The sequence below is a fragment of the Pseudoxanthomonas sp. genome (genome assembly GCF_035999195.1).
Classification (GTDB): Bacteria; Pseudomonadota; Gammaproteobacteria; order Xanthomonadales; family Xanthomonadaceae; genus Pseudoxanthomonas_A.
Genome location: NZ_DASYGY010000001.1, coordinates 43,751 through 70,323 on the forward strand (window position 1 = coordinate 43,751; position 26,573 = coordinate 70,323).

The window sequence follows — 26,573 nt, forward strand, 5'->3', positions numbered from 1 at the left end:
TTGGAGCGGGTTGTAATCGATTACAAGCGGCATCGAGCCGATTTGCAGTACATCAATCTTTGGAGGGAGAGCCAATGAAACAGCGCAACCGCACCACCGCATTCCGACCCAATCGCAGGTTGTTGTCCTGCGCGCTGGCCAGCTGCCTGGCCATGGCGGCGCCGCAGGTGATGGCGCAGTCCACGTCCGCCACGCTGCGTGGCGCGGTGACGGCGGATTCCACCATCACCGTCACCAACGTGGATACCGGCCTCACCCGTACCGCGAAAGCGACCAACGGCAGCTACAACATCGGCGGCCTGCCGCCGGGCACGTACCGGATCGACGTCAATGCCGGCGGCCAGACCAGCAGCCGTGCGGTGACCCTGGCCGTAGGCCAGACCGCCACGCTGAACCTGCAGGACGCACCGCCGGTGTCCGCCCCGGCGGCCGATGCGACTAATCTGGACACCGTGCGCGTGACCGCGCCGATGCTGGTGGAAACCAGGACGTCGGAAGTGGCCACGTACGTGTCGAACAAGCAGATCGAACTGCTGCCGCAGAACTCGCGCAACTTCCTCGCGTTCGCGGATACGGTGCCGGGCATGCGCTTCGTGACCAGCGGCAACGGCAACGAATCGCAGCTGCGCAGCGGTGCTCAGGGCGCCAGCCAGATCAACGTCTTCATTGATGGCGTCGGCCAGAAGAACTACGTCACGCCCGGCGGCATCACCGGCCAGGACGACAGTCGCGGCAACCCGTTCCCGCAGCTCGCGATCGGTGAATACAAGGTCATCACCTCGAACTACAAGGCCGAGTACGACCAGATCAGCAGCGCGGCGGTCACGGCGGTGACACGCTCCGGTACCAACGACTTCTCCGGCAGTTTCATCTGGGACCGCTACAGCGACAACTGGCGAGAGCCCACGCCAGGCGAGGAAGCGGCCGGCCGGAAAAGCGAAGAAACCACCGAGCAGTACGGCGTCGCCTTCGGTGGCCCGATCATCCGCGATCGCCTGCACTTCTTCGTGACGTATGAGGCGAAGGACTTCATCGTGCCAGAGATGGTGACCCGTCCGAACAATACGGGACACGTGAACATTCCGGCGAACATCCTGGCGCAGTACGGGCCGACCAGCCGTCCCTTCGATCAGGACGTCTATTTCGGCAAGTTGAGCTGGCAGGCGAGCGACGAGCACCTGGTCGAGTTCTCGGCGCGTGTCCGCGAGGAGGTCGGTATCCTCGACGTCGGTGGCGTGAACGCACAGAGCGCCGCGACCGCACTGAACAACGACGAGAAGCGCTACGACCTGCGTTCGTTGTACTCGGCCGAAACCTGGATGAACGACGCCCACCTGACCTTCGAGGAGTCGTCCTACAATCCCTCCCCGCTGGTGAACGCGCCGATAATCCGCTACACCGCCCGCAACCAGGCAAACGACGGCGACATCACGCTGCTCAACACGGGTGGTGGCGGCAGTTTCCAGGACAAGGGCCAGAAGGGTTGGGGCCTGCAGAACGACTTCACCTGGTACGGATGGCAGGACCACACCGTCAAGGCCGGTGTGAAGTACAAGGACGTGGAGCTCACCGCGTTCCAGCAGTTCCCGCCGAATCCGCGTTACATCTACGACGTGGCGGTCAACCCGGGTCAGCCCTATCGCATCGAATACACGACGGCCCGGGTCGGCCGGACGCCCTTCGTCGAGTCCGGCAACAAGCAGTTCGGCCTGTACATCCAGGACGACTGGCAGGTCAACGAGAAGCTGACGTTGAACATGGGTATCCGCTGGGATTACGAGGACATGGGCGCGTACAAGGACTATGTGCTCGATCCGGCGATCGCGACCGCCTTGCGTGGCTGGACGAACATCCAGAACACCGACTACGACATCGAGAACTACATCAGCGATGGCGGCAACCGCAAGAGCGACAAGGACAACTTCGCGCCTCGCCTGGGGTTCTCCTACGATCTCGCCGGTGACCAGCGTCACGTGATCTTCGGTGGTATCGGTCGGTCCTACGATCGCAATCTGTTCGATTACATGGCGCGTGAGTTCTACGGCGGTGCGTTCACGACGTACACCATCAATTTCCCCGACGTGAATCACCCGTGCAATCCCAGCCCGACCTGCATTCCGTTCAATCCGGCCCTGCTGACGCCCGAAGGTCTGGCCGCGTTCGCGGCGGCGAACCCCACGGCAGGTGGTGAAGTCAATCTGCTCTCCAATGATCTGGAGACGCCGTATTCGGACCAGTTCAGCATCGGCATGCGCAACACCTTCACGGTGTGGGGCCACGACTGGAACACGTCCGCGACGGTCGCGCACATCCGGGCGAAGGAAGGCATCTATTTCCGCCTCGGCAACCGCTATCCCGGCGGCAGTTTCCGCGATCCGGCGTTCCCGAACGCCACGTGGGGTCGCCAGCCGTGGGGCCAGGCCATTCCGGGCTACGGCAGCCTGATCCTTGGCCAGAACGGTATCGAGAGCAAGCTCAATTCGCTGCTGCTGTCCGTCGACAAGCCGTACACCGAGCAGTCGCCGTGGGGCGTGACGCTGGCATACACCTACAGCGATGCGAAGGAGAACCGCGTCAATGCGTCGAACGGCGAGACCTACGTCTTCGATTATCCCGACGCAGGCGACACCTTCTACCTGTCCAATGGCGTGCCGAAGCATCGTCTGGTTGCGACAGGCATCTACGGGCTTCCGTGGGATGTGACGCTCTCGGCGAAGCTGATCCTGGAAAGCCCGACGCCTCGCAGTGCCACCAACTGCTTCGATGCGCCGAGCAACGACAACTGCTTCTTCGATCCCTACGAGCGTTCGGAAACCATCGGCTTCAAGCAGTTCGACATTGCGTTGCAGAAGGTCTGGGATACCGGCACCGATCTGAAGTTCAAAGTCCGCGCCGATCTGATCAACGCCTTCAACTGGCGCAACTGGACGGACTTCGACGACTGGCGCGGCGCGCCGGGCGTGGCCAATCCGAACTTCGGCCAGCGCACCGGTAACGGCATCCTCTGGCCCACCCGCACGTTCAAGCTGTCGTTCGGCTTCGACTGGTAATACAAACCCGCCCTCGGGCGGCGCCTCCGGGCGCCGCCTGACCGGCGGGTTTGTTTTGCGCTCTTCTGTAATCGGTTACAACGGGATAATGTTTTGAACAAGATCACCCCAGCCCCGCGCGCGCCCTGGCTCATCGGCGTCGTGCTGACTCTGTTGATCGCCGGCTGCCAGAAGGCGCCGGAAGAGAGCGCCGCACCCGCCGCGAAACCCGCCACGCCCGCGGTGGCCGCCAAGCCGGAGCCACCGGCGAAGCCGGAACTGCCGCCGCTGTTCCGCGACATCGAGCGTCGCACGTTCCAGTTCTTCTGGGACACCACCAACGAAGTGAACGGCATGACGCCGGATCGCTATCCGTCGCGTCCGTTCGCCAGCATCGCGTCCATCGGCTACGCCCTGACCGCGTATCCCATCGGCATCGAGAACGGCTGGGTCAGCCGCACGCAGGCGGTCGACCGCACGCTGACCACGCTGAAGTTCCTGCGCGACATCCCGCAGGGACCGCAGAAGGAAGGGAAGGGCGGCTACAAGGGCTTCTACTACCACTTCCTCGACATGAACACCGGCCACCGCTTCAATACCTGGGTGGAGCTCTCCAGCGTCGATACCTCGCTGCTGCTGATGGGCGTGCTGTTCGCGCAGTCCTACTACGACCGCGACGACGCGCGCGAGAAGGAGATCCGCGCGCTCGCCGACACCATCTACAAGCGCGTCGACTGGACGTTCCTGCAGAACAACAAGCCGCTGATCTCGATGGGCTGGTTCCCCGAGAGCGGTGTCATCCCGCACGACTGGAAAGGCTACAACGAGGCCATGATGGTGTACGTGCTGGCGATGGCCTCGCCGACCCATCCGGTGGGCCCCGAGGCCTGGGAAGTGTGGACGCGCAGCTACAGCGAACTGTGGGGCGTGTTCCAGGGACAGGAATACCTGACGTTCGCGCCCCATTTCGGCCACCAGTACAGCCATGTCTGGATCGATTTCCGCGGCATCCAGGACGCGTACATGCGCGAGCGCGGGATGGACTACTTCGAGAACAGCCGCCGCGCCACGTATGCGCAGCGCGCCTACGCCATCGAGAACCCGATGAAGTGGAAGGACTACGGCGCGAACGTGTGGGGCCTGACCGCCTCCGACGGGCCGCAACAGACCATGCAGGAGTACCGCGGCGAGCAGCGTCCGTTCCGCCATTACTCCGCGCGCGGCGCCGGCTTCCGCGAGAACTTCGACGACGGCACCATCGCGCCGACGGCCGCCATCGCCTCGCTGCCCTTCGCGCCGGAGATCGTCATTCCCGCCACGGAGGAAATGCATCGTCGTTACGGCGACTATCTGTACTCCAGCTACGGCTTCCTGGATTCGTTCAATCCGAGCTTCGACTACGACATTCCGCTGAAGACCGGTCGCATCGTGCCGGGCAAGGGATGGGTGGCCAGCGACTACATCGGCATCGACCAGGGCCCGATCCTGGCGATGATCGCGAACTACCGCAGCGACTTCGTCTGGAGCGTGATGAAGAAGAATCCGTACATCCGCGACGGCCTGAAGAAGGCCGGTTTCCGGGGCGGCTGGCTGGATGCGACGGCCGAACAGGCGAGCGGCGGCAGCGCGGTGGTCGCGCCGACCGCGCCGCCGGACCTGGATGCCGCCGCGGCGCGCGCACTGGGTACGGCGGAATCGCGCGCCAACCAGGCCTCACAGCCCGAGGCGACGCGTCCGCAGCAGCCCGAGTAAGCTGTCCGCATGGATCGGCGTGCGCCAGCAAAGGTCTCTCCGGCACGCATCAGGGCCTTCTCCGGTGGAAGGAGGGCCCTGGTGCGCTGCTGTTTCCTCGCGATCCTGATCGTTGCGCTCGCGCTGGTGGCCGGTTGTGCGCGCATGCAGGACGACCGCACCACGGTGCGGTTCTGGGTGATGGGCTACGAAGGCGAGGTCGTCGCCAGGCTGCTGCCCGAATTCGAGCGCCTGCACCCCGATATCCAGGTCGACCTGCAGATCGTGCCCTGGCTGTCGGCGCACGAGAAACTGCTGACCGCCTTCGCCGGTGAATCGTTGCCGGACGTCAGCCCGATCGGCAATACGTGGATTCCGGAGTTTGCCGCGCTGGGTGCGCTGGAACCGCTGGATGACGAGATCGCGGCGACGCCCGGCTTCGACCAGGCGGATTTCTTTCCCGGCGTCTGGGACACCGGCGTGATCGAGGGGCGCGCGTATGCGGTCCCGTGGTATGTGGAAACGCGCCTGCCGTTCTACCGGCGCGACATGCTGGCCAAGGCGGGCGTGGAGACGCTGCCGGCGAGCTGGGACGAGTGGCGCGTGGCGATGCGCGAGGTCAAGCGGGTCGCGGGCCCGGGCAACTACGCCATCCTGCTACCGCTCAACGAGTTCGAGCCGCTGCTCAGCCTGGCGATCCAGCAGCCGGAACCGCTGCTGCGCGACGGAGGCCGCTACGGCAATTTCCGCAGCGAAGGTTTCCGGCAGTCGCTGGGGTTCTACAAGGAGATGTTCGAACAGGGATGGGCGCCGGTCGTCACCAACAACCAGATCTCCAATGTGTGGGACGAGTTCGGCAAGGGCTTCTATTCGTTCTACATCTCCGGCCCCTGGAACATCGCCAAGTTCAAGGAGCGGCTGCCGGCCACGCAGCAGAAGGACTGGGCGACGATGCCGCTGCCGGGTCCGGAGGGTCCCGGCGCATCGCTGGCCAACGGCACCAGCTTCGTCGTGTTCAAGGATTCGCCCAACAAGGCCGCGGCGTGGAAGCTCATCGCCTGGCTGTCCTCGCCGGACGTGCAGGCCGAGTTCCATGCCCTGACCGGGGACCTGCCGCCGCGTCGTTCGCCCTGGCAGACGCCTGCGCTGGCGAACGACCCGTACACCAAGGCCTTTCGCGAGCAGCTCGAACGCGCGGTCTCCACGCCGAAGGTGCCGGAGTGGGAACGCATCGCCACCGAGATGCGACTGGTCGGCGAACAGGTCGCCAACGGCCGCATGAGCGTGGACCAGGCGGCCGAGGAGCTGGATCGCCGCGCCGACCGCATCCTCGAGAAGCGGCGCTGGATGCTGGACCACGCCGGCAAGGCGGGAGCGGCGCCATGAGGTCCACACATTCGCTCGCCGGCTGGCTGTTCGCCGCGCCCGCGCTGACGGTCATCGTGGTGTTCTTCGGCCTGCCGGTGCTGGCCGCGCTGGCGCTCAGCCTGACCGACTTCGACATCTATGCGCTGGCCGACATCGGCAACCTGCGCTTCGTCGGTCTGGACAACTACATCGGCCTGCTGCAGAACCCGATGTTCTGGAAGTCGCTGGGCAACACCCTCTATTTCGTCGTCGTCGGCGTCCCGCTGTCGGTCGCGCTGTCGCTGGGCGCCGCGCTGCTGCTGCATTCGAAGCTCGGCCGACTCAAGGGCTTCTTCCGCACCGCGTTCTTCGCGCCGGTGGTGACCACCGTGGTCGCGGTCGCGGTGATCTGGCGTTACCTGTTCCACACCAAGTACGGTCTGGTGAACTGGGGGCTGTCGTGGGTCGGCATCGATCCGATCGACTGGCTCGGCGATCCCGCCTGGGCCATGCCGACCATCATCCTGTTCGCCGTGTGGAAGAACTTCGGCTACAACATGATCATCTTCCTGGCCGGCCTGCAGAGCATTCCGGAAGACCTGTACGAGGCCGCGCGCATCGATGGCGCCTCGCGCTGGGCGCAGTTCCGCCACGTGACGCTGCCGCAGCTGGGGCCGGTGCTGCTGCTGGTCGGCATCCTGACCATGGCCGGCTATTTCCAGCTGTTCGCCGAACCCTACGTGATGACGCAGGGCGGTCCGCTGGAGAGCACCAAGAGCGTGCTGTACCTGATGTACGAGGAAGGCTTCAAGTGGTGGAACCTCGGCAACGCGTCGGCGGTGGCGTTCCTGCTGTTCCTGCTGATGACCGTGGTGACCAGCGGCCTGCTGTGGTTCGCGCGCAAGCGGGGCGTGGAATGAACCGGCGCCTCGCCACCGTCGTCGTCAATGCACTGCTGGTCGCACTGGCGATCGTCAGCATCGGCCCGCTGCTGTGGATGCTGTCGGTGTCCTTCATGCAGACCGGCGAGGCCGGCCATTTCCCGCCGCCGCTGCTGCCGTCCGCGCCCACGCTGGACAACTACCGCGAGCTGTTCGTGCGCGCGGGCATGGGCCGCTACCTGCTCAACAGCGTCATCGTGTCGACCAGCGTCATGCTGCTGTCGCTGCTGTTCAACACCATGGCCGGCTATGCCTTCGCCAAGCTGCGCTTCAGGGGGCGCGACCGCACGTTCCGCGCGCTGCTGGCGGCGCTGGTGATCCCGGCCCAGGTGGCGATGATGCCGCTGTTCCTGCTGCTCAAGCAGATGGGCCTGGTCAACACCTATGCCGGCGCCATCGTGCCGGGCATGGCGGCGATCTTCGGCATCTTCCTGGTGCGCCAGTACGCGCGTTCGACTCCGGACGAACTGCTGGAAGCCGCGCGCATCGATGGCGCCAGCGAGGCGCGCATCTTCTTCCAGATCGTGTTGCCAGGATTGAAGCCGATCCTGGTGACGCTGGCGATCTTCAGTTTCCTCGGCGCATGGAACGATTTCATGTGGCCGCTGATCGTGCTGAGCGACGACAGCCTGCAGACCCTGCCGGTCGCGCTGGCGGGCCTGTCGCGCGAGCACGTCATGGACTACGAACTGATGATGGCCGGGTCGGTCGTCACCATCCTGCCGGTGCTGCTGCTGTTCCTCGTGCTGCAGCGCTATTACATTCAGGGCCTGTTGCTGGGCAGTGTCAAAGGCTGACCCCGGCCGGGTCGTCGCGGAGCTTGAATCACCATGAAGATCGAACCCTCGTTGACGCACGGGCCGGAACCGCGTGACGTCGTTTCCCGCAAGGCAGCGCTGGCGTGCGCCGTGCTGCTGTCGTGCGCCACGCCCGCCTTCGCCGCGCAAGAGGGCGTCCGTATCCTCGACGACTTCAGCGATGCGTCCGCATGGCGCGTGGTGACCTCCAACCAGGTCAGCGGCACGCTGCGTGCGGCCGACGGCGTGGACGGCAAGGCGCTGTGCCTGGATTACGATTTCAACGGCGTATCCGGTTACGCCGGTATCCAGCGCGACCTGCCGCTGGACTATCCGGCCAACTATCAGTTCGGTTTCCAGTTGCGCGGGGCGTCGCCCCGCAACGATCTGCAGTTCAAGGTGGTCGATGCCAGCGGCGACAACGTCTGGTGGGTCAATCGACCGAAGTACGAGTATCCGACCGTGTGGACGCCGGTGCGCTACAAGCAGCGCCATATCGACAAGGCGTGGGGTCCCGACCCGGACCGCGTGCTGCGCCGGAGCGAGAAGTTCGAGTTCACCGTCTACAACAACGCCGGTGGCAAGGGCTCGGTCTGCTTCGACCAGCTGACGTTCCAGGCGCTGCCGGTCGACGATGGTGCGCCGTTGACGGGCGCGGCGAGTGCCTCGGTGGCGTTTCCCGCCGGCGCGGCGCGCATGGCGGTGGACGGCAAGCCCGGCACCGCCTGGTCGGCGGACCTGCACGGCGATGCCGATCCGCAACTGACGCTGGACCTGGGCAAGGCGCGCGAATTCGGTGGCTTGGTGCTGCGCTGGAAGCCCGATCAGCACGCCTCCGACTATCTGGTGCAGCTCTCCGACGATGGCCTGCAGTGGCGTGATGTCCGCACCGTGGTCGACGGCAACGGCGGCAACGACTACCTGGCGCTGCCGGAATCGGAAGCGCGCTACGTGCGGCTCACCATCGGCGACGGACCGGGCCGCTCGTTCGCACTGGCCGAGCTGGAGGTGAAGCCACTGGCCTTCGCCGCGCATCCCAACGACCTGATCAAGGCGATGGCGTCCGAAGCGCCGAAGGGCTGGTTCCCGCGTGGTTTCAGCGGCGAGCAGCCGTACTGGACCATCGTGGGACTGGATGGCGGGCGCGAGCAGGGGCTGATCGGCGAAGACGGTGCCATCGAGATCGCCAAGGGCGGCGTCAGTGTCGAACCGTTCGTGCGGGTCGACGGACGCTGGATCGGCTGGTCGGACGTGCAGGCGACGCAGTCGCTGCAGGACGGTTACCTGCCCATCCCGACGGTGGCGTGGACGCACGCCGACTTCGCATTGACGACCACGGCGTTCGCGGCGGGCAGGCCCGGCGACTCGCGTGTCGTTGCGCGTCATCGCCTGACCAACACCGGCAGGACGCCACGAGAGTACGTGCTGGCGTTGGCCGTGCAGCCGTGGCAGGTCAATCCGCCCAGCCAGTTCCTCAACACCACGGGCGGCTTCAGCCCGATCAACGATCTGGCGATCCGCGCCGGCGTGGTCAGCGTGAACGGTCGCGACAGCCTGCGGTTCGCCAGGCCTGATGCGTCGTTGGCATCGCGCTTCGATGAGGGACTGGTGCGCGAACGGCTGGCATCGATGGAGGCGATGGGCGACGGTGCCGACGTGCGTGTGACAGGAGAGGCGAGCGGGCTCGCCTCCGCCGCCGTGTTGTACCGCATCACGCTGGCGCCCGGCGAAAGCCGCGATGTCGATTGGGTCGCGCCTCTCGAAGGCACGCTGCCGGCGACGGTCGACGCGGCACGGGACCAGCAGGCCACCGCGGCGATGTGGCGCGGCAAGCTCGGCGAGATGAAGCTGCAGGTGCCGGCCGAAGGCCAGGCCATCGCCGACACCCTGCGTACCGCGCTGGCGCACATGCTGATCTCGCGCATCGGTCCGCGCCTGCAACCGGGTACGCGTTCGTATTCGCGCAGCTGGATCCGCGATGGCGCGATGATTTCCGAGGGGCTGCTGCGCCTCGGTCGCCCGGAAGTGGTGAAGGAATACGTCGAGTGGTACGCGCCGTACCAGTTCCAGAACGGCAAGGTGCCGTGCTGCGTCGACGACCGCGGCAGCGATCCGGTGCCGGAGAACGACAGCCACGGCGAACTGATCTTCAACATCGCCGAGTATTACCGCTACACCGGCGACAAGGCCTTCCTGCGCAGGATGTGGCCGCACGTGCAGGGTGCGTTCGACTACATGGACGTCCTGCGCCTGAGCGAGCGGACCGAGGCGAACCGCGCGGTCAATGCCGCGTTCTACGGCATGATGCCGGCGTCGATCAGCCACGAGGGCTATTCGGCCAAGCCGATGCATTCGTACTGGGACAACTTCTGGGCGCTGCGCGGTTACAAGGATGCGGTCGAGATCGCCGACGCGCTGGGTGAGACCGCCGCGTCGAAGCGCATGGCCGCCTCGCGCGACCAGTTCCGCGACGATCTCTACGCGTCGCTGCAGGCGGCGACAAAGTTGCACGGGATCGGCTATCTGCCCGGCGCGGCGGAGATCGGCGATTTCGATCCCACGTCCACGACCATCGCGCTGGCGCCGGGCGGCGAGCAGGGCAAGCTGCCGGCGGACCTGCTGAACGGCACCTTCGAGCGCTACTGGACCGAGTTCGTGCAGCGTCGCGACGGCAAGCGCGAATGGAAGGACTACACGCCTTACGAATGGCGCAACGTGGCCGCGTTCGTCCGCCTCGGCTGGCGCGAGCGTGCGTGGGAGGTCGTGGACTTCTTCTTCAAGGACCGCGCGCCGCCGGCGTGGAACCAGTGGGCGGAAGTGGTGTCGCGCACGCCGCGCACGCCGTTCTTCGTCGGCGACCTGCCGCACGCCTGGGTGGGTTCGGATTTCGTGCGCTCGGCGCTGGACATGTTCGCCTACTCGCGCGAACTCGATGACAGCCTGGTGCTGGCGGCCGGCGTGCCGGCGACGTGGCTGGACGGCGAGGGCATCGCCATCGATGGCCTGCGTACGCCGAACGGCGTGCTGGGCTACTCGTTGCGCAGGCAGGGCGACGAGGTCGTGCTGGAAGCGAAGGCTGGCCTGAAGCTGCCGACCGGCGGCCTGGTATTGCCGTGGCCGTACCGGGACGCGCCCGGCGAGACGCGCGTCAACGGCAAGCCGGCGCAGTGGAAGGATGGCGAACTGCGCATCACCACGCTGCCGGCGAAGGTCAGCATCCGCACACGCTGACCGCTGCGTAGAGCGGAGCTTGCTCCGTTGCTTCCATGACAGGCATCGCGTCAGCGCTACTTCATGAGCCGAGCAAGCTCGGCTCTACGTCGCGTCGCGGGGCGGAGTACATTGCAGGGCACCGTTCCGCCCTGTCGTCGCCATGGTCGCTGATAGCCCGCGTCTGCCGCTCTGGCCGCTGCCTCTGCTGATCACGCTTCTGTTCGTGGTCGCCGCGCACGCCGCCTATCTGCTGTCGATCCAGGGCGGCCACGTGCCGGCCTGCGTGCCTTACCTGGATGGCTGCGTCTCGATCAGCCGTGCGGCGCGGCACGGATGGGGCAATCATCTGTTCCGGCTGGTGGTGATCCCGTGCGCGGTGCTGCATGCGCTGGTGTGGTTGCTGGCGCAGCGCTGGTTGCGCGGTGGAAGGGCGATGGGGGTGCTGGGCGTCGTATCGGCTGTCGCGCTGGCGGTGTATGCCACCTTCCTCGGCACCGATGGCGAGACGTATCGTTTCCTGCGCCGCTATGGCGTGGTGGTGTACTTCGGCTTCGGTTATCTGGCGCAGTTGGCATTGATGCGGCGTGCGTCGTTGTCGAGGGCGCTGCCACCGCGCCTCATCGTGGCGATGTCATGGATATCGATCGCGATGCTGATGCTGGGTGTGGCGAACGTCGCGGCTGGCCAATTCGCGACCGATCCGGCGGCGAAGGATCGTTGGGAAAACGTCTTCGAATGGTGGCTCGGCCTGCTGATGGTCGGCTGGTATGCCGTGCTGGCGGTGGGCTGGCGAGGGCAAGGCCTTGGCGTGGAACTGAAGAGCCGTGATCCGATGCAGGAGCGACGTGAGTCGCGACCGCCAGGATGAAATGCCATGGGCTCGGCAGGGGGGATCTGTCCCCAACAGGGAAGACCGGTTCCTCTGCCTACGGATGTTGCGAAAATCCGGTGAACGCGCGGTCGCGACTCACGTCGCTCCTACACGTCGGGAGACGCGTCAGCGGCGGACGCTTTTCACGATGCCCGCCGCCTTGGCCGAGCTCTCGGTGACCTTGTCCCACTCGCCGTTGTCGAGCCAGCCCTTCGGCACCATCCACGAGCCGCCGATGCACACGACGTTCGGCTGCGACAGGTAATCGGCGGCGGTGTCTTCGGTGATGCCGCCGGTGGGGCAGATCTTCAGATCCGACAGCGGGCCGGCCAGGCCCTTGAGCATCGCCAGTCCGCCGACGGCGGTGGCGGGGAACAGCTTGCAGACGCGGAAGCCGCGCGCCATGAGCGCCAGCAACTCGGTCGGCGTGGCCGCGCCGGGGACCACCGGGATATCGGCCGCGGCCAGCGCGTCGGCGAGCGCCGGCGGCGTGCCCGGCGTGACCAGGAAGTCGGCGCCGACATCGATGGACTGCTGCATCTGCTCGGTGGTCAGCACCGTGCCGGCGCCGATCACGATGTCGGGCAGTTCCTTCTTCAGCATCGCCAGCGCGTCCATGGCGACCGGCGTGCGCAGCGTCAGCTCGATCGCCGGCAGGCCGCCTTTCAGCAGCGCCTCGGACACCTTGCGCGCCTCGTCCAGCGTGTGGACGGTGACGACTGGCAGGATGCCGGCGGCGCGGAGGAGGGATTCGGCTTTCTGCTGGCGGGCTTCGATGGTCATGATGTGTCGATCAGTTGGAGTGAGCCCCTCTCCCACCGGGAGAGGGGTTGGGGAGAGGGCGACGAAGGTCAGGATAGTTCACCATCACCCTGACGCTCGCCCCTCATCCGCCCTTCGGGCACCTTCTCCCGAAGGGAGAAGGAAAAAGCTCAAGCATCCTTCGCCTCATGCGGCGCTTCTGCCGCATGCGCGGCGTCGCCCAGCTCGTACTCCGCATCGTATTCCCAGGTGCCGTCGTGGTACGGCAGGCCGCAGGAAATCGACATCGCGCCGCGGTCGGCGGGCGTGACCACGTCGCGGCTGACCGCGAACAGGTTGCGGCCCAGGTCGAGCGCGGCCGGCGACGTGTTGGGTGCGATCTCGCGCGCCGCCCATTCGTCGGCCCCGACCAGCACTTCCAGCGTGCCGGCTTCCGCATCGAGGCGGATGATGTCGCCCTCGCGCAGTTTCGCCAGCGGACCGCCACGCGCGGCTTCCGGGGTCAGGTGGATGGCGGCCGGAATCTTGCCCGAGGCGCCGGACAGACGGCCGTCGGTCACCAGCGCCACGCGACGTCCCTGGTTCTGCAGCAGGCCGAGCAGCGGGGCGAGCGAGTGCAGTTCCGGCATGCCGTTCGCACGCGGCCCCTGATAGCGCACCACCGCCACGAAGTCCTGCGGCAATACGCCTGCGGCATGCAGCTTGTTGAGCGCACGCGGGTCGTCGACGACGACGGCCGGCGCCTCGATGTAGCGGTACTCCGCCTTCACCGCCGAGGTCTTGATCAGCGAACGGCCCAGGTTGCCGCGCAGCAGGCGAAGACCGCCCTGGTCCTCGAACGCGCGCGCGACCGGGCGCACCACGTCCTCGTCGGCGCTCTGCGCGACACCCGGGGCATAGGCGAGCTTGCCGTCCTGCAGGCGCGGCTCCTGGCAGAAGGCGCGCAGGCCGCCGGGCACGATGGTGGTGATGTCGTGCATCAGGCCGGCGTCGAGCAGTTCGCGGAAGACGAACTGGGTGCCGCCCGCCGCGGCGAAGCGGTTCACGTCGGCGTCGCCGTTCGGATACACGCGCGCGAGCAGCGGCACGGTCTGTGCGATCAGGTCCATGTCGTCCCAGGTCAGCACGATGCCGGCCGAACGCGCCACCGCGATCCAGTGGATCGTGTGGTTGGTGGAACCGCCCGTGGCCATCAGCGCGGCCATCGCGTTGACGATGGCGCGCTCGTCGATCAGGCGGCCGATCGGACGGTAGTCGTCGCCCAGCGCGGTGATGGCGAGGGCGCGTTCGGCCGCGGCGCGGGTCAGCACGTCGCGCAGCGGCTGGTCGGGATTGACGAACGAGGTGCCCGGCAGCTGCAGGCCCATCGCCTCCAGCAACACCTGGTTGGAATTGGCGGTGCCGTAGAACGTGCAGGTGCCGGCGGCGTGGTAGCTGGCGGCTTCGGCTTCCAGCAGTTCCTCGCGGGTGGCCTCGCCGGCGGCGTAGCGCTCGCGCACCGCGGCCTTTTCCTTGTTCGGGATGCCCGGCGACATTGGGCCGGCCGGCACGAACACCGCCGGCAGATGGCCGAACGCGAGCGCACCGATCAGCAGGCCGGGCACGATCTTGTCGCAGACGCCCAGGTAGAGCGCGGCGTCGAACATGTCGTGGCTCAGCGAGATCGCCGTGGCCTGCGCGATGACGTCGCGCGAGAACAGCGACAGTTCCATGCCGGGACGGCCCTGGGTCACACCGTCGCACATCGCCGGTACGCCACCGGCGACCTGCGCCGTGGCGCCGAGGTCGCGCGCGACCTGGCGGATGATCTCGGGGTAGTGCTCGAACGGCTGGTGCGCCGACAGCATGTCGTTGTAGGCGTTGACGATGCCGAGGTTCGGCGTGACGTCGGCACGCAGCCGGCCCTTGTCGGTCGGCCCGCAGGCGGCGAACGCGTGCGCCAGGTTGCCGCAGCTCAGGCGCGCGCGTTGCGGCCCATCGCGGTGGGCGGCGTCGATGCCGTCGAGATAGGCGCGGCGCAACGGCGCGCTGCGCTGGCGGATGCGTTCGGTGACTTCCTGGATGCGGGGGTGCAGGCTCATGGGCGTAGGGCTAGGCTGCAGAGAAGTGCATTCTGCATGGCGTGGCGAGGAAGGGTCGTGGAGCACCGCCTTCCTGCAGCTCCCGTGCATGGAGGGGAAGGGCGGTGGACGACAGCGACAGCATGATGCTTTCTACCGCCTTTGCCGCAGCCGCGAAAGCGACCAAAGGCAGACCAGTCCGCGCATCGTCGCGCTGCCGGTGTTGCATTGCAGCGCGCATCTGCGCAAAACCTCAGGCGTGCGCGGGGGATGCCGGTGCGAACAACTCGACCGCATACGCCGCCGCGCCGAGCAGGCCGGGGCGCGGATGCATGTTCGCGAGCGTGGGCACGCGACCCATCGCCGGCGAGAAGCGGCCCTTGTGTTCGAAGCGCTGGCGGAAGCCGGAATGCTGCAGCGACGTCAGCAGTTTCGGCACCAGGCCGCCGGTCAGGAACACGCCGTCCCATGCGCCGGTGGTCAGCACCAGGTCGCCGGCGATGGCGCCGAAGACCGCACAGAAGACATCCAGCGTGCGCACGCAACGCGGATCGCCGGCGGCGGCGCGCGCGGTGACGTCCTTCGGCTCGATCGGACCGCCGGGATCTTCGCCGGCGATTTCGCTCAGCGCGCGATACAGATTGACCAGACCCGGGCCGCAGATCAGGCGTTCGTTCGACACGCGGCCGAACTGCGCCGACAGGATGTCGAGGATGCGGATCTCTTCCGGCGTGCCGGGCGGGAAGCTAACGTGGCCGCCCTCGGTTTCCAGCGCATACGCGCGGCCGTCGCGGATCACCAGCGCGGCCACGCCCAGGCCGGTGCCGGGGCCGATGACGGCGTAGGTGCGCGCCTCGCTTAACGGAGCGGGGCGCCACTGCGCGCCGCCGATCGCCACCACGTCCTTCGGCGTCAGCAGCGACACCGCCATCGCCTGCGCGGCGAAGTCGTTGACCAGCTTCAGGCCCTGGAAACCGAGCGCCTGCCGCGTCCGGTTCACCGAGATGACCCACGGGTGGTTGGTGATGCGGGCCTCATCGCCATCGACGCGGCCGGCGACGGCGAACACCCCGTTCTGCGCAGTCGCGCCGGTCTCGTCCAGGTAGTGCTGAGCGGCATCGGCGAGCGAGGGGAAGTCGGCGACGACGAACTCGCGCACGCTGTCGTCCAGCAGTGGCACGGACGCGGACGTATCGGCCAGCGCGAAGCGTGCATTGGTGCCGCCGATGTCGGCGAGGAGGACGCGATCGGTGCTGCTCATGCGGCCAACATCCTGTTCCCTGCGGGGTGGCTTCCAAAACGGGTCCGCTGCATTCGCCTGATCGATCCTGTGCTGCCGGGAAGGGGCCACATCGCGTGGGCGGCGCATGATAGCGCGCACCTGCGCCGACGGTGCGCGCGCCCATTGGCGAACGCGCCATCCGTATACGTATGCGTCGTGCCGGAGTCGGTCGGTGCGCGATCGCGCGCGCGGCGTGGCGGATAGGACATGGACGGTGGGCAGAGCGAAGGGCGACGGGCAAGGCAGGCGCGCGATGCGCTTGCGCCATGAAAACGGTTACATGGCAGAATAGCCCAACTTCCCCGACCAAGGAACGGGAAGCCGAGCGCATCGCCCGACAGGGCGTGCCTGCACCCGGGAGGGCCGGATGCAGCGAACAGTCACGGGCGTCGCCCGACCGGAGCAATGATGGCCAGCGTCCAACTCGACCGCGTGCGCAAGGTGTACGACAACGGCCAGGTGGCCGTGCACGGGGCCAGTTTCGAAATCGCCGACGGCGAGCTCATGGTGCTGGTCGGTCCGTCCGGCTGCGGCAAGTCCACGCTGCTGCGGATGATCGCCGGCTTGGAGGAAATCTCCGAAGGCAATCTGCTGATCGGCGAGCGGCGCGTCAACGACGTGGCGCCGAAGGACCGCGACATCGCGATGGTGTTCCAGAGTTACGCGCTGTACCCGCACATGACGGTGGCGGAGAACCTCGCCTTCGGGTTGAAGCTCCGCGGCGTGCCGCGCGCGGAGATCGACCGGCGCGTCCGCGATGCGGCGGAGACGCTGGGCATGACCGACATGCTGGGCAAGCTGCCGCGCGAGATGTCCGGCGGACAACGCCAGCGCGTGGCGCTGGGCCGGGCGCTGGTGCGCGAGCCGTCGGTGTTCCTGCTCGACGAGCCGCTGTCGAACCTGGACGCCAAGCTGCGCCACTCCGTGCGCACCGAGATCGGCCGCCTGCATCGCAAGCTCGGCGCGACGATGATCTACGTGACCCACGACCAGGTCGAAGCGATGACGCTGGGCCAGCGCATCGTGGTGCTGAAGGACGGCGAGATCCAGCAGATCGACACGCCGATGGCGCTGTACGAACGGCCGGCCAACCTGTTCGTGGCCGGATTCCTCGGCAGTCCGGCCATGAACGTGTTGCATGGCACGCTTCGGCAGGAGGAAGGCCTGCAGCTGGTCCTGGACGGTGGTGGCCAGATCCCACTGGGTCACGCCGCGGTCGCCGATGCCTGGCGCGGACGGCGCATCGCCCTGGGCATCCGTCCGGAACACCTGCAGCCTGCCGGTATCGGCAAACCCGCGTTCGAGGCGCATGTCGACCTCATCGAGCCCGTCGGCAACGAGGTCTTCGTCAACCTGCGCTTCGTCGGCCAGTCGCTGGTGGCGCGCATGCCCCCGCAGGCGCTGCCGGAACCGGGGCAGGGGCTGCGGATCACGGTCGAGAATGCGGTGCTGCACTGCTTCGACCCGGACAGCGGCCTGCGGCTGGGCTGAGGCGCACGCCGCCGCAACGAAAAAGGGAGGCCGTGGCCTCCCTTTTTCGTTTCTCCTGGCGACGCAGGTCAGCCGCGACTGACCGTGCGCACCGCCTCCGCCACATAGGCCAGGTTCTGCTGGTTCAGCGCGGCCACGCAGATGCGGCCCGTGCCGACGGCGTAGATGCCGAACTCGTCGCGCAAACGGTCCACCTGCGCCTTGCTCAGGCCGGAGTACGAGAACATGCCCGCCTGCTGCTGGATGAAGGCGAACTCCGGCGCACCGAGCGCAGCCAGCTTGTCCACCAGGCCGGCACGCAGCGCGTGGATGCGTTCGCGCATGCCTCCCAGCTCGCTTTCCCACAGTGCGCGCAGCTCGCGGCTGGCCAGCACGCCGGCGACGAGGGCGGCGCCGTGCGTCGACGGACTGGAATAGATGGTGCGGATGATGCGCTTGACCTGCGACTGCACGGCCTTGGTCGCGCTCGCATCCGGGCCGACCACCGACAGTGCGCCGACGCGTTCGCCGTACAGCGAGAACGACTTGGAATACGAGTTGGCGACGATGAAGCTGTCGATGCCGGCCCCGGCGACGATGCGCACGGCCGCGCCGTCCTCGGCGATGCCCTGGTCGAAGCCCTGGTAGGCCATGTCGATGAAGGGGAACAGGCCGCGGTCCTTCATCAGCGCGGCCACCTGCGTCCATTGCTCGACGGTCAGGTCGGCGCCGGTGGGGTTGTGGCAGCAGGCGTGCAGCAGGACGACGGTACCCGGCTGCAGCTGGCCCAGGTCGGCCAGCATGCCGGTGAAGTCCAGGCCATGCGTGGCGGCGTCGAAGTAGGTGTAGTCGACGATGTCGAAGCCGGCCGCGCCGAACACCGCGCGATGGTTCTCCCAGCTCGGGTTGCTGATCGCGATGGTGGCGTGCGGCAGCAGCTTCTTCAGCAGGTCCGCGCCCACGCGCAGCGCGCCGCTGCCGCCGACGGTCTGGGTGGTGGCCACGCGGCCGGCGGCGACCAGCTCCGAATCCTTGCCGAACACCAGCTCGCGGGTGGCGGCGTCGTAGGCGGCCAGGCCGTCGATCGGCAGGTAGCCGCGCGGTTTGCCTTCGGCGGCCAGCGCCTGTTCCACCTGGCGGACGCAGTCGAGCAGGGGAATGCGCCCCTGTTCGTCGTAATAAATGCCGACGCCCAGGTTGACCTTCTGGGTGCGGGGATCGGCGTTGTACGCCTCGGTCAGCCCCAGGATGGGGTCGCCGGGCACCAGTTCGACGGATGCAAAAAGAGACACGGAGTGGGGACCGTTGATGGGTGAGGGAGGGGGGTGAAGCCGCCGCGATGCTAACAGGCGCGCGGCGGGTCCGTACGCCCGTACCGCATCGGCGTACTGCGCCCGCAGGCCCGGGCATCGCGTGACAGGGGCGGCTATACTCATCCGTTGGCGTGCCGGATGGCAGGCCGGATTGCCCGATAATCAACCACTTGGCAGTCGAAGCTGATCCCATTTCACACTAGGGGCATTGCGTCGGACCGGTCCGGTCGCGGTGCCCGGAAGACACCGTCGCATGCGCCTTTCCACCATCAAGCTGTCCGGCTTCAAGTCGTTCGTCGATCCCACCGTGCTGCACCTGCCGACCAACATGACCGGCGTGGTCGGCCCGAACGGCTGCGGCAAGTCGAACATCATCGACGCCGTGCGCTGGGTGATGGGCGAGAGCTCGGCCAGCCGCCTGCGCGGCGACTCGCTGACCGACGTGATCTTTTCGGGCTCGGCCGCGCGCAAGCCGGTGTCGCAGGCCTCGGTCGAGCTGATCTTCGACAACAGCGACCACACCATCAGCGGCGAATTCGCCGCGTTCAACGAGATCTCGGTCCGCCGCCTGGTCAGCCGCGACGGGCAGAGCAACTACTACCTCAACGGCACCAAGTGCCGCCGCCGCGACATCACCGACCTGTTCCTCGGTACCGGGCTGGGGCCGCGCAGCTACTCGATCATCGAGCAGGGCATGATCAGCCAGATCATCGAGGCGCGGCCGGAAGACCTGCGCGTGTACCTGGAGGAGGCCGCCGGCATCTCCAAGTACAAGGAGCGCCGCAAGGAAACCGAAACCCGCATCCGCCACACCCGCGAGAACCTGGATCGCCTGAACGACCTGCGCGAGGAGATCGGCAAGCAGCTCGAGCACCTCAAGCGCCAGGCCAAGCAGGCGGAGCAGTACAAGGCCCTGCAGGAAGAGCGCCGGGTCAAGGATGCCGAGTGGAAGGCGCTGGAGTACCGCGGCCTGGATGGCAGGCTGCAGGGCCTGCGCGAGAAACTGGCGGAGGAAGAGACCAGGCTGCAGCAGCTGATCGCCGAACAGCGCGAAGCCGAACGCCTGCTGGAAACCGACCGCGTGCGCCGCGAGGAAGCCGCCGACGCGCTCAACAAGGCGCAGGGCGAGGTCTACCAGGTCGGCAGCACGCTGGCCCGCATCGAACAGCAGATCCAGCACCAGCGCGAGCTGGCCGACCGCCTGAAGCGCGCGCGCGACGAAGCCCACAACGCCCTGCAGGAACTCGGCCAGCACATCAGCGGGGACCAGACCCGCCTGAACGTGCTGCGCGAATCCGTCGCCGATGCCGAACCGCAGCTCGAACAGCTTCGCGAGGACGACGTGTTCCGCCAGGACGCGCTGCGCGAGGCCGAGGCCGCGCTGGCCGACTGGCAGCAGCGCTGGGAAACCCACAGCCGCGAATCGGCGGAAGCCTCGCGCGCCGGCGACGTCGAGCGCACCCGCGTGGACTACCTCGACCGGCAGTCGCTGGAAGCCGAGCGCCGCCGTGAAGCGCTGGCCAATGAACGCACCGGACTGGACCTGGACGCGCTGGCGTCCGCGTTCGAGCAGCTGCAGCTGCAGCACGATACCCAGAAGGAATCGCTGGAGACGCTGACCGAGCAGGTCGAGGCGCGCAAGCAGGCCGCCGCCGACGTGCAGGAACAGCAGCGCGCCACCCAGACCGAACTGTCCGACGTGCGCAAGCGCGCGCAGGAAGCCCGCGGCCGCCTGTCCTCGCTGGAAACCCTGCAGCACGCCGCGCTGGGCCAGGAGCAGGGCGCCGCGATGAGCTGGCTGAAGGCGCGCGGCCTGGACAATGCCTCGCGCGTCGGCGAGAAGCTGACCGTCGAGCCGGGCTGGGAGAATGCCGTCGAAGGCGCGCTCGGCCAGCTGATCGAAGGCGTGCTGGTCGATGCCCCCGAAGCGCTCGTCGATGCCCTCGGCGAACTCGGCGAGGGCCGCATCGCGCTGGTGTCGGATGACCGGGGCGACGTCGCGTTCGCGCCGACCTCGCTGGCGGCGAAGGTGCAGGGTCCGGCGGCGATCCGCCGCCTGCTGGCCCGCCTGCACACCGCGGAAGACCTCAACGAAGCCCGCTGCCTGCAGTCGCAGCTGGGCGAGGGCGACTCCGTCATCACCCGCAACGGCGAGCGCCTCGGCGCCGGCTGGGTGCGCGTGCTGCGCTCCGGCGCGGCCAAGCAGGGCGCGCTGCTGCGCGAGCGAGAGATCCAGGCGCTGCGCGGCGAGATCGAAACCCTGCAGGCGCGCGAAGCCGAACTGGAAGAACGCCTGGCCAGCCTGCGCGACCAGCTGCTCGCCGCCGAGCAGCAGCGCGAGGACGCCCAGCGCACGCTGTACATGGCACACCGCGGCGTGTCCGAACTGGCCGGCCAGCTGCAGAGCCAGCAGGGCAAGGTGGAGGCCACGCGCACCCGCCTGGAACGCATCGACGGCGAGATCGCGCAACTGGTCGAAACGCTCGACGCCAGCCGCGAGCAGGCCCGCGAAGCCCGCGCGAAGCTGGAAGACGCGATCGCCCGCATGGGCGACCTGGAGTCCGCCCGGCAGGCGCTGGAAAGCGAGCGCCGCCAGCTCGTCGACGCCCGCGACCAGGCCCGCGAGGCCGCCCGTGCCTCGCGCGACAGCGCCCACGCACTGGCGCTGACGCTGGAATCGCAGCGCACCCAGATCGCCTCGCTGAGCCAGGCGCTCGAACGCATGGGCGGCCAGCGCGGCCAGCTCGATTCGCGCCTGGAGGAACTCACCCTGCAGCTGAGCGAAGGCGATTCGCCGGTGCAGGAACTGGAAGCCCAGCGCCAGGCCGCGCTGGAGCACCGCGTCACCGCTGACCGCCAGCTGGCCGAGGCGCGTTCGCTGCTGGAAGGCATCGACAACGAACTGCGCCAGTACGAACAGACCCGCCAGCAGCGCGACGAGCAGGCCGTGGCCCAGCGCGAGCGCATCTCGCAGCGCAAGCTCGACCAGCAGGCGCTCGCGCTGAAGGCCGAGCAGCTGTCCGAGGCCGTCGTCGCCGGCGGTTTCGTGCTGGAGGACGTGATCAACACGCTGCCCGAGGTCGCCGACATCCGCGAGTGGGAGCAGAGCGTCACCCAGATCGACGGCCGCATGCGCCGGCTGGAGCCGGTCAACCTGGCCGCGATCCACGAATACGGCGAGGCCAGCCAGCGCTCGGAATACCTGGACGCGCAGCACGTCGACCTCACCACCGCGCTCGAAACCCTGGAAGAGGCCATCCGCAAGATCGACCGCGAGACCCGAGGCCGCTTCAAGGACACCTTCGACCGCGTCAACGCCGGCGTGCAGCAGCTGTATCCACGCCTGTTCGGCGGCGGCCACGCCTACCTGGAACTGACCGGCGAGGACCTGCTCGACACCGGCGTGGCCATCATGGCGCGCCCCCCGGGCAAGCGCGTGTCCAACATCTCGCTGCTGTCCGGCGGCGAGAAGGCGATGACCGCGGTGGCGCTGGTGTTCGCCATCTTCCAGCTCAATCCCGCGCCGTTCTGCCTGCTGGACGAAGTCGATGCGCCGCTCGACGAGGCCAACGTCGGCCGCTTCACCGCCATGGTGAAGGAGATGAGCGAGAAGGTGCAGTTCCTGTTCGTGTCGCACAACAAGGCCACGATGGAAGCCGCACACCAGCTCAGTGGCGTTACCATGCGCGAGCCCGGTGTCAGCCGGCTGGTGTCGGTGGACCTGGAAGAAGCCGCCCGCCTGGCCGGCGCCGCCTGACCCTGATCGATCCCAACCTGCCGGAGAAATCCCTGTGTCCGACATGGCCATGCTTCGTATCGGAATCCTCGTCGCCGGCGTCCTGTTGCTGGTGGCGATCTTCCTGTTCGGACGTCCCAAGAAGCCCAGCCAGGGCCGCCGCATCGAAACCACCGAACGCGACACCGCGCGCGTCGAGCCCAGCCTGTCCGGCGACGACACCAGCGAGCAGGTGCAGGACTACAGCGAAGAGCGCATCAGCCAGCCCGAACTGGGCCTGGCGGGCGGCACGCCGGTCGCCGGCGTGGAGAGCGACCTGGGCAAGCGTCCCAGCCAGGATTTCGACAAGATCGTCTCGCTCTACGTGGCGGCCAAGGCCGGCCAGGTGCTGCGCGGCGAGGACATCGTGGTGGCCGCCGAAAAGACCGGCCTGACCTTCGGTCACATGAATGTCTTCCACAGACTGGTGGAAGGGCACCCGGAACGCGGCCCGGTCTTCAGCATGGCCAACATCATGCAGCCGGGCAGTTTCGACATGGCCACCATCCGCACGCTGGAAACCCCGGCCATCGCCTTCTTCCTCACGCTGCCCGCGCCGATGACCGCACTGGAAGCCTGGGAGAAGCTGCTGCCCAACGTCGAGCGCATGGCCGAACTGCTGGGCGGCGTGGTCCTCGACGACAGCCGCAACACCCTCGGCCGCCAGCGCATCCAGCACATCCGCGAGGAACTGCGCGCGTACGACCGGCAGCATGAGGCGCCGCCGTTGACGAAGGCGCCGCGGTGGTGAAGTTGCGGTTGGACTAGCTCAACTCTTCGTTGGCCCATGACAACCATAACGCCCAGCGTCAAAAGCGGAAAATGTTGGGCGGCGGGTTTTGACGCATGTGAAGGAGGAGCATCCAGGGAGCATTTGGTATCCAAGGCGCTGTTGCCTGAAACCACTGTCACGGTGATGGGTTTTGATTGGTGTCCGACCTGGAGGAAGGTGGGGGTCAATTCGCTTACGAGCAAGATTCTGTGCCGGCGTCACAACAGTCTCCTTTCTGGCGTAGATGAAGTCGGTCTGTTGGTAAGTCGTTCGCTCCGAGATCCGGTCGATTCTAGATATGTTCTCGGATTCGACTTTGAGCGTTGGCTTCTAAAAACCCTCATAAATATTTCAGTTGGGGGGGCGACGCAAAAATTGGGGTGGGCATGACAGGCGGTGCGTGTGGGGCTGCGCCTCCTTACTTGGTTGATGTTGCGTTCGGGAGCTTAAATTTGACCCATCGTATGGGTCTGTATTTTCTTCGATGCATTGAACCCTATGAGGCGAATCCTGGGGAGATTATGTGCAGCCCGTTTGTGCGGGATGCGGAAATAGGCGGTGCACTATTTTTGATTGCAAGGATGTACTTCTTCCTGTCTTTGAATCCCGGGCACGCTCCCAGCAGGATTGGTGAAATGGCCCGCGGTTCTTGGCCGGAGCATCTCGCAACTGCGGAGCTTGTTTACCGACCTGAGAATCTACGAGTTCGGATGCGGGACGGGCGGGATGGTGTGATCAACTTTGACTGGGGCGTGTAGGATTTGTTGAGCGAAGCGGTACCCATCGTCATGTGCGTCGATAGATCTTGATGGGTAGACCGGCTGCGCCATTGAAAGCCGCCTTCGGCTCTACCTATTCTACGATTGCTGTTCACCGTTTTATTGCGTGTCTCTGGAGGCATGACGATGTCCAGCCACCGCATCTTCACCACCTCCTTCGCCAGCGTGTATCCGCTGTACGTGCAGAAGGCCGAGCGCAAGGGCCGGACGAAGGCCGAGGTCGATGAGGTCATCCGCTGGCTGACCGGGTATGACCAAGCGGGACTCGAGCGGCAGATCGGGGCGAAGAAGGATTTCGAGACCTTCTTCGCCGAAGCCCCGCAGCTCCATCCGCGCGCGTCGCTCATCAAGGGTGTGGTCTGCGGCGTGCGCGTGGAGGATGTTGAAGACCCGCTGATGCAGAAGATCCGCTACCTCGACAAGCTGGTGGACGAACTGGCGAAGGGGAAAGCGATGGAGAAGATCCTGCGGTGAGCCGGGCGGCGGGCCTAGGCCCGCCCTACGCAGGTCGCGATGTACGTAGGGTGGGCCTTGGCCCACCGCCTCGCGATCCCGCACACTCCCGCCATGCCCCGCAACGTCCTCTTCGTCTGCACCCAGAACCGCCTGCGCAGCCCGACGGCGGAGCACGTATTCGCCGGCTGGCCCGGCGTGGAGACGGCATCTGCCGGGCTGGGCAACGATGCGGAGGTACCGGTCTCGCCCGAACTGCTTGCGTGGGCCGACGTGGTGTTCGTGATGGAGAAGGTGCACCGCAACCGACTCTCCGCGAAGTTCAAGCGCCATCTCAATGGCAAACGCGTGATCTGCCTTGATATTCCCGACGACTACGACTACATGGCCCCCGCGCTGGTGCGTCTGCTCGAACAGAAGGTGACGCGCTTCCTTCCCGCTGCCTGATCTGCGGTTACGCTGGCGCACCCTTGCACCAGAGCCCGCCATGACCTCGACCATGGAAACGGAAGCCGCCGTGCTCCATCGCGCCGTCAGCGAAGTGTTGCACTACGTATGGGATCCCATCGGCGTCGCCGGGAAACCCGAAGCGCGCGACGAGTACGACGGCTACGTGGATGGCGTCTGCACGCTGCTGTGGCGAGGCGCGGATGCGGAGACGCTGGTCGCCCATCTTGTCGGCATCGCCGACGTCTCGATGGGGCTGCCGGGTACGCAGGAGCGGGCCGCCCGCGCGGCCGACATCCTGCTGGTCTGGCGCGATGTCGTCACGCGATAGCATGTCGACGTTCCGTTCGACTCCTCCTGATGGAAGACGCATGAGCCGCCCCTCGCAGACCTACACCGGCAGCTGCCACTGCGGCGCCATCCGCTTCGAGATCGACACCGACTTCCCCGAGCTGACCCAGTGCGACTGCTCGATCTGCCGCAAGAAGAACGCACTGATGGTGAAGGTGCACGAAAGTGCCTTTCGCCTGCTGTCGGGGGCCGACGCGCTGGCGGACTACCGGTTCCACACGCACACCGCGCACCACCATTTCTGCATGATCTGCGGCATCTATCCGTTCCACCGTAAGCGCGTCACCCCGGACTACTACGGCGTCAATGTGTACTGCCTGGATGGCTTCGACCCGGCCGGCATTCTGGTGCGGATGACGGTCGGGGCGGGGATGCCGTAGGCGGGAGGGAACGGCCGGGACTGGCCATCTACCGGCATGCGAGCGCGTGTCATCGGCACGGCAATGTCCGCAGCCGACATCACCGGCGCCGTTCTGACGCTTGCTTGCAATCACTGGGCGGGTGACGTAGGTTTTACGTGGGTAAAACTTCAGCGCGCTTCCATGTCCTGTACCGCGATCCTTCGCCAGTCCGGCGGTTCCATCATCCTCTCCATTCCGAAGGCCATCGCCAGCACCTTGGCTGTCGAGGCAGGTTCGGTCGTGGAGTTGATGGTGGAGGGCCGTACGCTGACGGTTTCGCCGGCACGCAGGTCGCTGGCGGATCGCCTGGCTGCCAGTCCCGCCACCCCCGCCGCGTGGACCAGGGACGACGCGTGGCTCGAGGATGAGCCGGTCGGGCGCGAACTGCTCTAGGAGGAGCGGACACTATGGGCAAGGGAATCCCACAGCGCGGCGACATCCTGGAACTGAGCCTGGACCCGACACAGGGGCGCGAGATCCGCTGCGCCCGTCCCGTGCTGGTGCTGTCTGCCAGCGCCTTCAATCAGGCCTCAGGCCTGCTTCTGGTGGCTCCCATTACGCAAGGCGGTCACGCGGCCCGTGCGAACGGATTCAGCGTGACGCTGATGGGCACGGGGCTGCGTACGCAGGGGATCGTCCTGTGCGACCAGACGCGAACCGTGGACGCGCGTGCGCGCACGTTCAAGAGGATCGAGAAGGCGCCGGATGGGCTGGTGCAGGAGGCACTGGACGCGGTGCACGCCATCCTGGAGTGACGCTCGCATCGCGCTGCGGCCGGT

20 protein-coding genes are annotated in these 26,573 nt (G+C 66.8%); 16 read left to right on the top strand and 4 right to left on the bottom strand.

Annotated elements, in window-relative coordinates; genetic code table 11:
- The first annotated feature begins 74 nt into the window (after positions 1-74).
- The 7 genes from VGN58_RS00205 (at position 75) to VGN58_RS00235 (ending at position 11,926) form a co-directional block, all read left to right on the top strand.
- Positions 75-3,050, top strand: coding sequence for a TonB-dependent receptor (locus VGN58_RS00205; RefSeq protein WP_327480452.1), 2,976 nt, complete (start codon positions 75-77; stop codon positions 3,048-3,050).
- 93 nt (positions 3,051-3,143) lie between these two features.
- Positions 3,144-4,781, top strand: a complete 1,638-nt coding sequence (locus VGN58_RS00210) for a glucoamylase family protein (RefSeq protein ID WP_327480454.1) — start codon at positions 3,144-3,146, stop codon at positions 4,779-4,781.
- Between the two features lie 144 nt (positions 4,782-4,925).
- Positions 4,926-6,146: a sugar ABC transporter substrate-binding protein gene (locus VGN58_RS00215; RefSeq protein ID WP_414710717.1), complete on the top strand. Its 1,221-nt coding sequence runs from the start codon at positions 4,926-4,928 to the stop codon at positions 6,144-6,146.
- Positions 6,143-7,027 carry a sugar ABC transporter permease gene (locus VGN58_RS00220; protein ID WP_327480458.1) on the top strand — a complete coding sequence of 295 codons (885 nt, stop codon included), beginning with the start codon at positions 6,143-6,145 and terminating at the stop codon, positions 7,025-7,027. Before VGN58_RS00215 ends, VGN58_RS00220 begins: the two co-directional genes overlap by 4 nt.
- Positions 7,024-7,845: a carbohydrate ABC transporter permease gene (locus tag VGN58_RS00225; RefSeq protein WP_327480460.1), complete on the top strand. Its 822-nt coding sequence runs from the start codon at positions 7,024-7,026 to the stop codon at positions 7,843-7,845. The genes VGN58_RS00220 and VGN58_RS00225 overlap by 4 nt, the downstream gene beginning before the upstream one ends.
- Before the next feature lie 33 nt (positions 7,846-7,878).
- Positions 7,879-11,076: a discoidin domain-containing protein gene (locus VGN58_RS00230; RefSeq protein WP_327480462.1), complete on the top strand. Its 3,198-nt coding sequence runs from the start codon at positions 7,879-7,881 to the stop codon at positions 11,074-11,076.
- 142 nt (positions 11,077-11,218) lie between these two features.
- Positions 11,219-11,926, top strand: coding sequence for a hypothetical protein (locus VGN58_RS00235; protein WP_327480464.1), 708 nt, complete (start codon positions 11,219-11,221; stop codon positions 11,924-11,926).
- A gap of 129 nt (positions 11,927-12,055) precedes the next feature.
- Here the strand turns inward: VGN58_RS00235 and VGN58_RS00240 are convergent, their stop codons facing one another.
- From VGN58_RS00240 to glk, 3 genes are all read right to left on the bottom strand, one after another.
- On the bottom strand, positions 12,056-12,712 hold the full coding sequence (locus VGN58_RS00240; protein ID WP_327480466.1) for a bifunctional 4-hydroxy-2-oxoglutarate aldolase/2-dehydro-3-deoxy-phosphogluconate aldolase: 657 nt from the start codon (positions 12,710-12,712) through the stop codon (positions 12,056-12,058).
- A gap of 149 nt (positions 12,713-12,861) precedes the next feature.
- Positions 12,862-14,772 carry a phosphogluconate dehydratase gene (gene edd / locus VGN58_RS00245; protein WP_327480468.1) on the bottom strand — a complete coding sequence of 637 codons (1,911 nt, stop codon included), beginning with the start codon at positions 14,770-14,772 and terminating at the stop codon, positions 12,862-12,864.
- A 232-nt stretch (positions 14,773-15,004) separates the two neighbouring features.
- Positions 15,005-16,012, bottom strand: a complete 1,008-nt coding sequence (gene glk / locus VGN58_RS00250; RefSeq protein ID WP_327480470.1) for a glucokinase — start codon at positions 16,010-16,012, stop codon at positions 15,005-15,007.
- 429 nt (positions 16,013-16,441) lie between these two features.
- Here glk and VGN58_RS00255 point away from each other — a divergent pair, with 429 nt between their 5' ends.
- Positions 16,442-17,524: a sn-glycerol-3-phosphate ABC transporter ATP-binding protein UgpC gene (locus tag VGN58_RS00255; RefSeq protein WP_327480472.1), complete on the top strand. Its 1,083-nt coding sequence runs from the start codon at positions 16,442-16,444 to the stop codon at positions 17,522-17,524.
- A 68-nt stretch (positions 17,525-17,592) separates the two neighbouring features.
- Here VGN58_RS00255 and VGN58_RS00260 read toward each other — a convergent pair whose 3' ends face one another.
- Positions 17,593-18,795, bottom strand: a complete 1,203-nt coding sequence (locus tag VGN58_RS00260; RefSeq protein ID WP_327480475.1) for an amino acid aminotransferase — start codon at positions 18,793-18,795, stop codon at positions 17,593-17,595.
- Between the two features lie 274 nt (positions 18,796-19,069).
- Here VGN58_RS00260 and smc point away from each other — a divergent pair, with 274 nt between their 5' ends.
- The 8 genes from smc (at position 19,070) to VGN58_RS00300 (ending at position 26,549) form a co-directional block, all read left to right on the top strand.
- On the top strand, positions 19,070-22,573 hold the full coding sequence (gene smc / locus VGN58_RS00265; protein WP_327480478.1) for a chromosome segregation protein SMC: 3,504 nt from the start codon (positions 19,070-19,072) through the stop codon (positions 22,571-22,573).
- A 34-nt stretch (positions 22,574-22,607) separates the two neighbouring features.
- Positions 22,608-23,342: a cell division protein ZipA gene (gene zipA, locus VGN58_RS00270; protein ID WP_327480480.1), complete on the top strand. Its 735-nt coding sequence runs from the start codon at positions 22,608-22,610 to the stop codon at positions 23,340-23,342.
- A 926-nt stretch (positions 23,343-24,268) separates the two neighbouring features.
- Positions 24,269-24,616, top strand: a complete 348-nt coding sequence (locus tag VGN58_RS00275; RefSeq protein WP_327480482.1) for a DUF2200 domain-containing protein — start codon at positions 24,269-24,271, stop codon at positions 24,614-24,616.
- A gap of 93 nt (positions 24,617-24,709) precedes the next feature.
- Entirely contained in the window at positions 24,710-25,042 is a 333-nt protein-coding gene (locus VGN58_RS00280; protein WP_327480484.1) for a low molecular weight protein tyrosine phosphatase family protein, read from the top strand.
- 40 nt (positions 25,043-25,082) lie between these two features.
- A complete protein-coding gene (locus VGN58_RS00285; RefSeq protein ID WP_327480486.1) occupies positions 25,083-25,373 on the top strand; it encodes a hypothetical protein in 291 nt (96 codons plus the stop codon).
- A gap of 40 nt (positions 25,374-25,413) precedes the next feature.
- On the top strand, positions 25,414-25,773 hold the full coding sequence (locus tag VGN58_RS00290) for a GFA family protein (protein WP_327480488.1): 360 nt from the start codon (positions 25,414-25,416) through the stop codon (positions 25,771-25,773).
- Positions 25,774-25,836: 63 nt separating this feature from the next.
- Positions 25,837-26,187 carry an AbrB/MazE/SpoVT family DNA-binding domain-containing protein gene (locus VGN58_RS00295; protein WP_327480490.1) on the top strand — a complete coding sequence of 117 codons (351 nt, stop codon included), beginning with the start codon at positions 25,837-25,839 and terminating at the stop codon, positions 26,185-26,187.
- Between the two features lie 14 nt (positions 26,188-26,201).
- A complete protein-coding gene (locus tag VGN58_RS00300) occupies positions 26,202-26,549 on the top strand; it encodes a type II toxin-antitoxin system PemK/MazF family toxin (RefSeq protein ID WP_327480493.1) in 348 nt (115 codons plus the stop codon).
- The last annotated feature ends 24 nt before the right edge of the window (positions 26,550-26,573 follow it).

Excerpts from the sequence above, each read along its gene's own strand:
- VGN58_RS00205 (WP_327480452.1), top strand. The coding sequence starts at position 75 with ATGAAACAGCGCAACCGCACCACCGCATTCCGACCCAATCGCAGGTTG.
- VGN58_RS00215 (WP_414710717.1), top strand. The coding sequence starts at position 4,926 with ATGCAGGACGACCGCACCACGGTGCGGTTCTGGGTGATGGGCTACGAA.
- VGN58_RS00220 (WP_327480458.1), top strand. The coding sequence starts at position 6,143 with ATGAGGTCCACACATTCGCTCGCCGGCTGGCTGTTCGCCGCGCCCGCG.
- VGN58_RS00225 (WP_327480460.1), top strand. The coding sequence starts at position 7,024 with ATGAACCGGCGCCTCGCCACCGTCGTCGTCAATGCACTGCTGGTCGCA.
- VGN58_RS00230 (WP_327480462.1), top strand. The coding sequence starts at position 7,879 with ATGAAGATCGAACCCTCGTTGACGCACGGGCCGGAACCGCGTGACGTC.
- VGN58_RS00235 (WP_327480464.1), top strand. The coding sequence starts at position 11,219 with ATGGTCGCTGATAGCCCGCGTCTGCCGCTCTGGCCGCTGCCTCTGCTG.
- VGN58_RS00240 (WP_327480466.1), bottom strand. The coding sequence starts at position 12,712 with ATGACCATCGAAGCCCGCCAGCAGAAAGCCGAATCCCTCCTCCGCGCC.
- edd (WP_327480468.1), bottom strand. The coding sequence starts at position 14,772 with ATGAGCCTGCACCCCCGCATCCAGGAAGTCACCGAACGCATCCGCCAG.
- glk (WP_327480470.1), bottom strand. The coding sequence starts at position 16,012 with ATGAGCAGCACCGATCGCGTCCTCCTCGCCGACATCGGCGGCACCAAT.
- VGN58_RS00255 (WP_327480472.1), top strand. The coding sequence starts at position 16,442 with ATGGCCAGCGTCCAACTCGACCGCGTGCGCAAGGTGTACGACAACGGC.
- smc (WP_327480478.1), top strand. The coding sequence starts at position 19,070 with ATGCGCCTTTCCACCATCAAGCTGTCCGGCTTCAAGTCGTTCGTCGAT.
- VGN58_RS00275 (WP_327480482.1), top strand. The coding sequence starts at position 24,269 with ATGTCCAGCCACCGCATCTTCACCACCTCCTTCGCCAGCGTGTATCCG.
- VGN58_RS00280 (WP_327480484.1), top strand. The coding sequence starts at position 24,710 with ATGCCCCGCAACGTCCTCTTCGTCTGCACCCAGAACCGCCTGCGCAGC.
- VGN58_RS00285 (WP_327480486.1), top strand. The coding sequence starts at position 25,083 with ATGACCTCGACCATGGAAACGGAAGCCGCCGTGCTCCATCGCGCCGTC.
- VGN58_RS00290 (WP_327480488.1), top strand. The coding sequence starts at position 25,414 with ATGAGCCGCCCCTCGCAGACCTACACCGGCAGCTGCCACTGCGGCGCC.
- VGN58_RS00295 (WP_327480490.1), top strand. The coding sequence starts at position 25,837 with ATGTCCGCAGCCGACATCACCGGCGCCGTTCTGACGCTTGCTTGCAAT.
- VGN58_RS00300 (WP_327480493.1), top strand. The coding sequence starts at position 26,202 with ATGGGCAAGGGAATCCCACAGCGCGGCGACATCCTGGAACTGAGCCTG.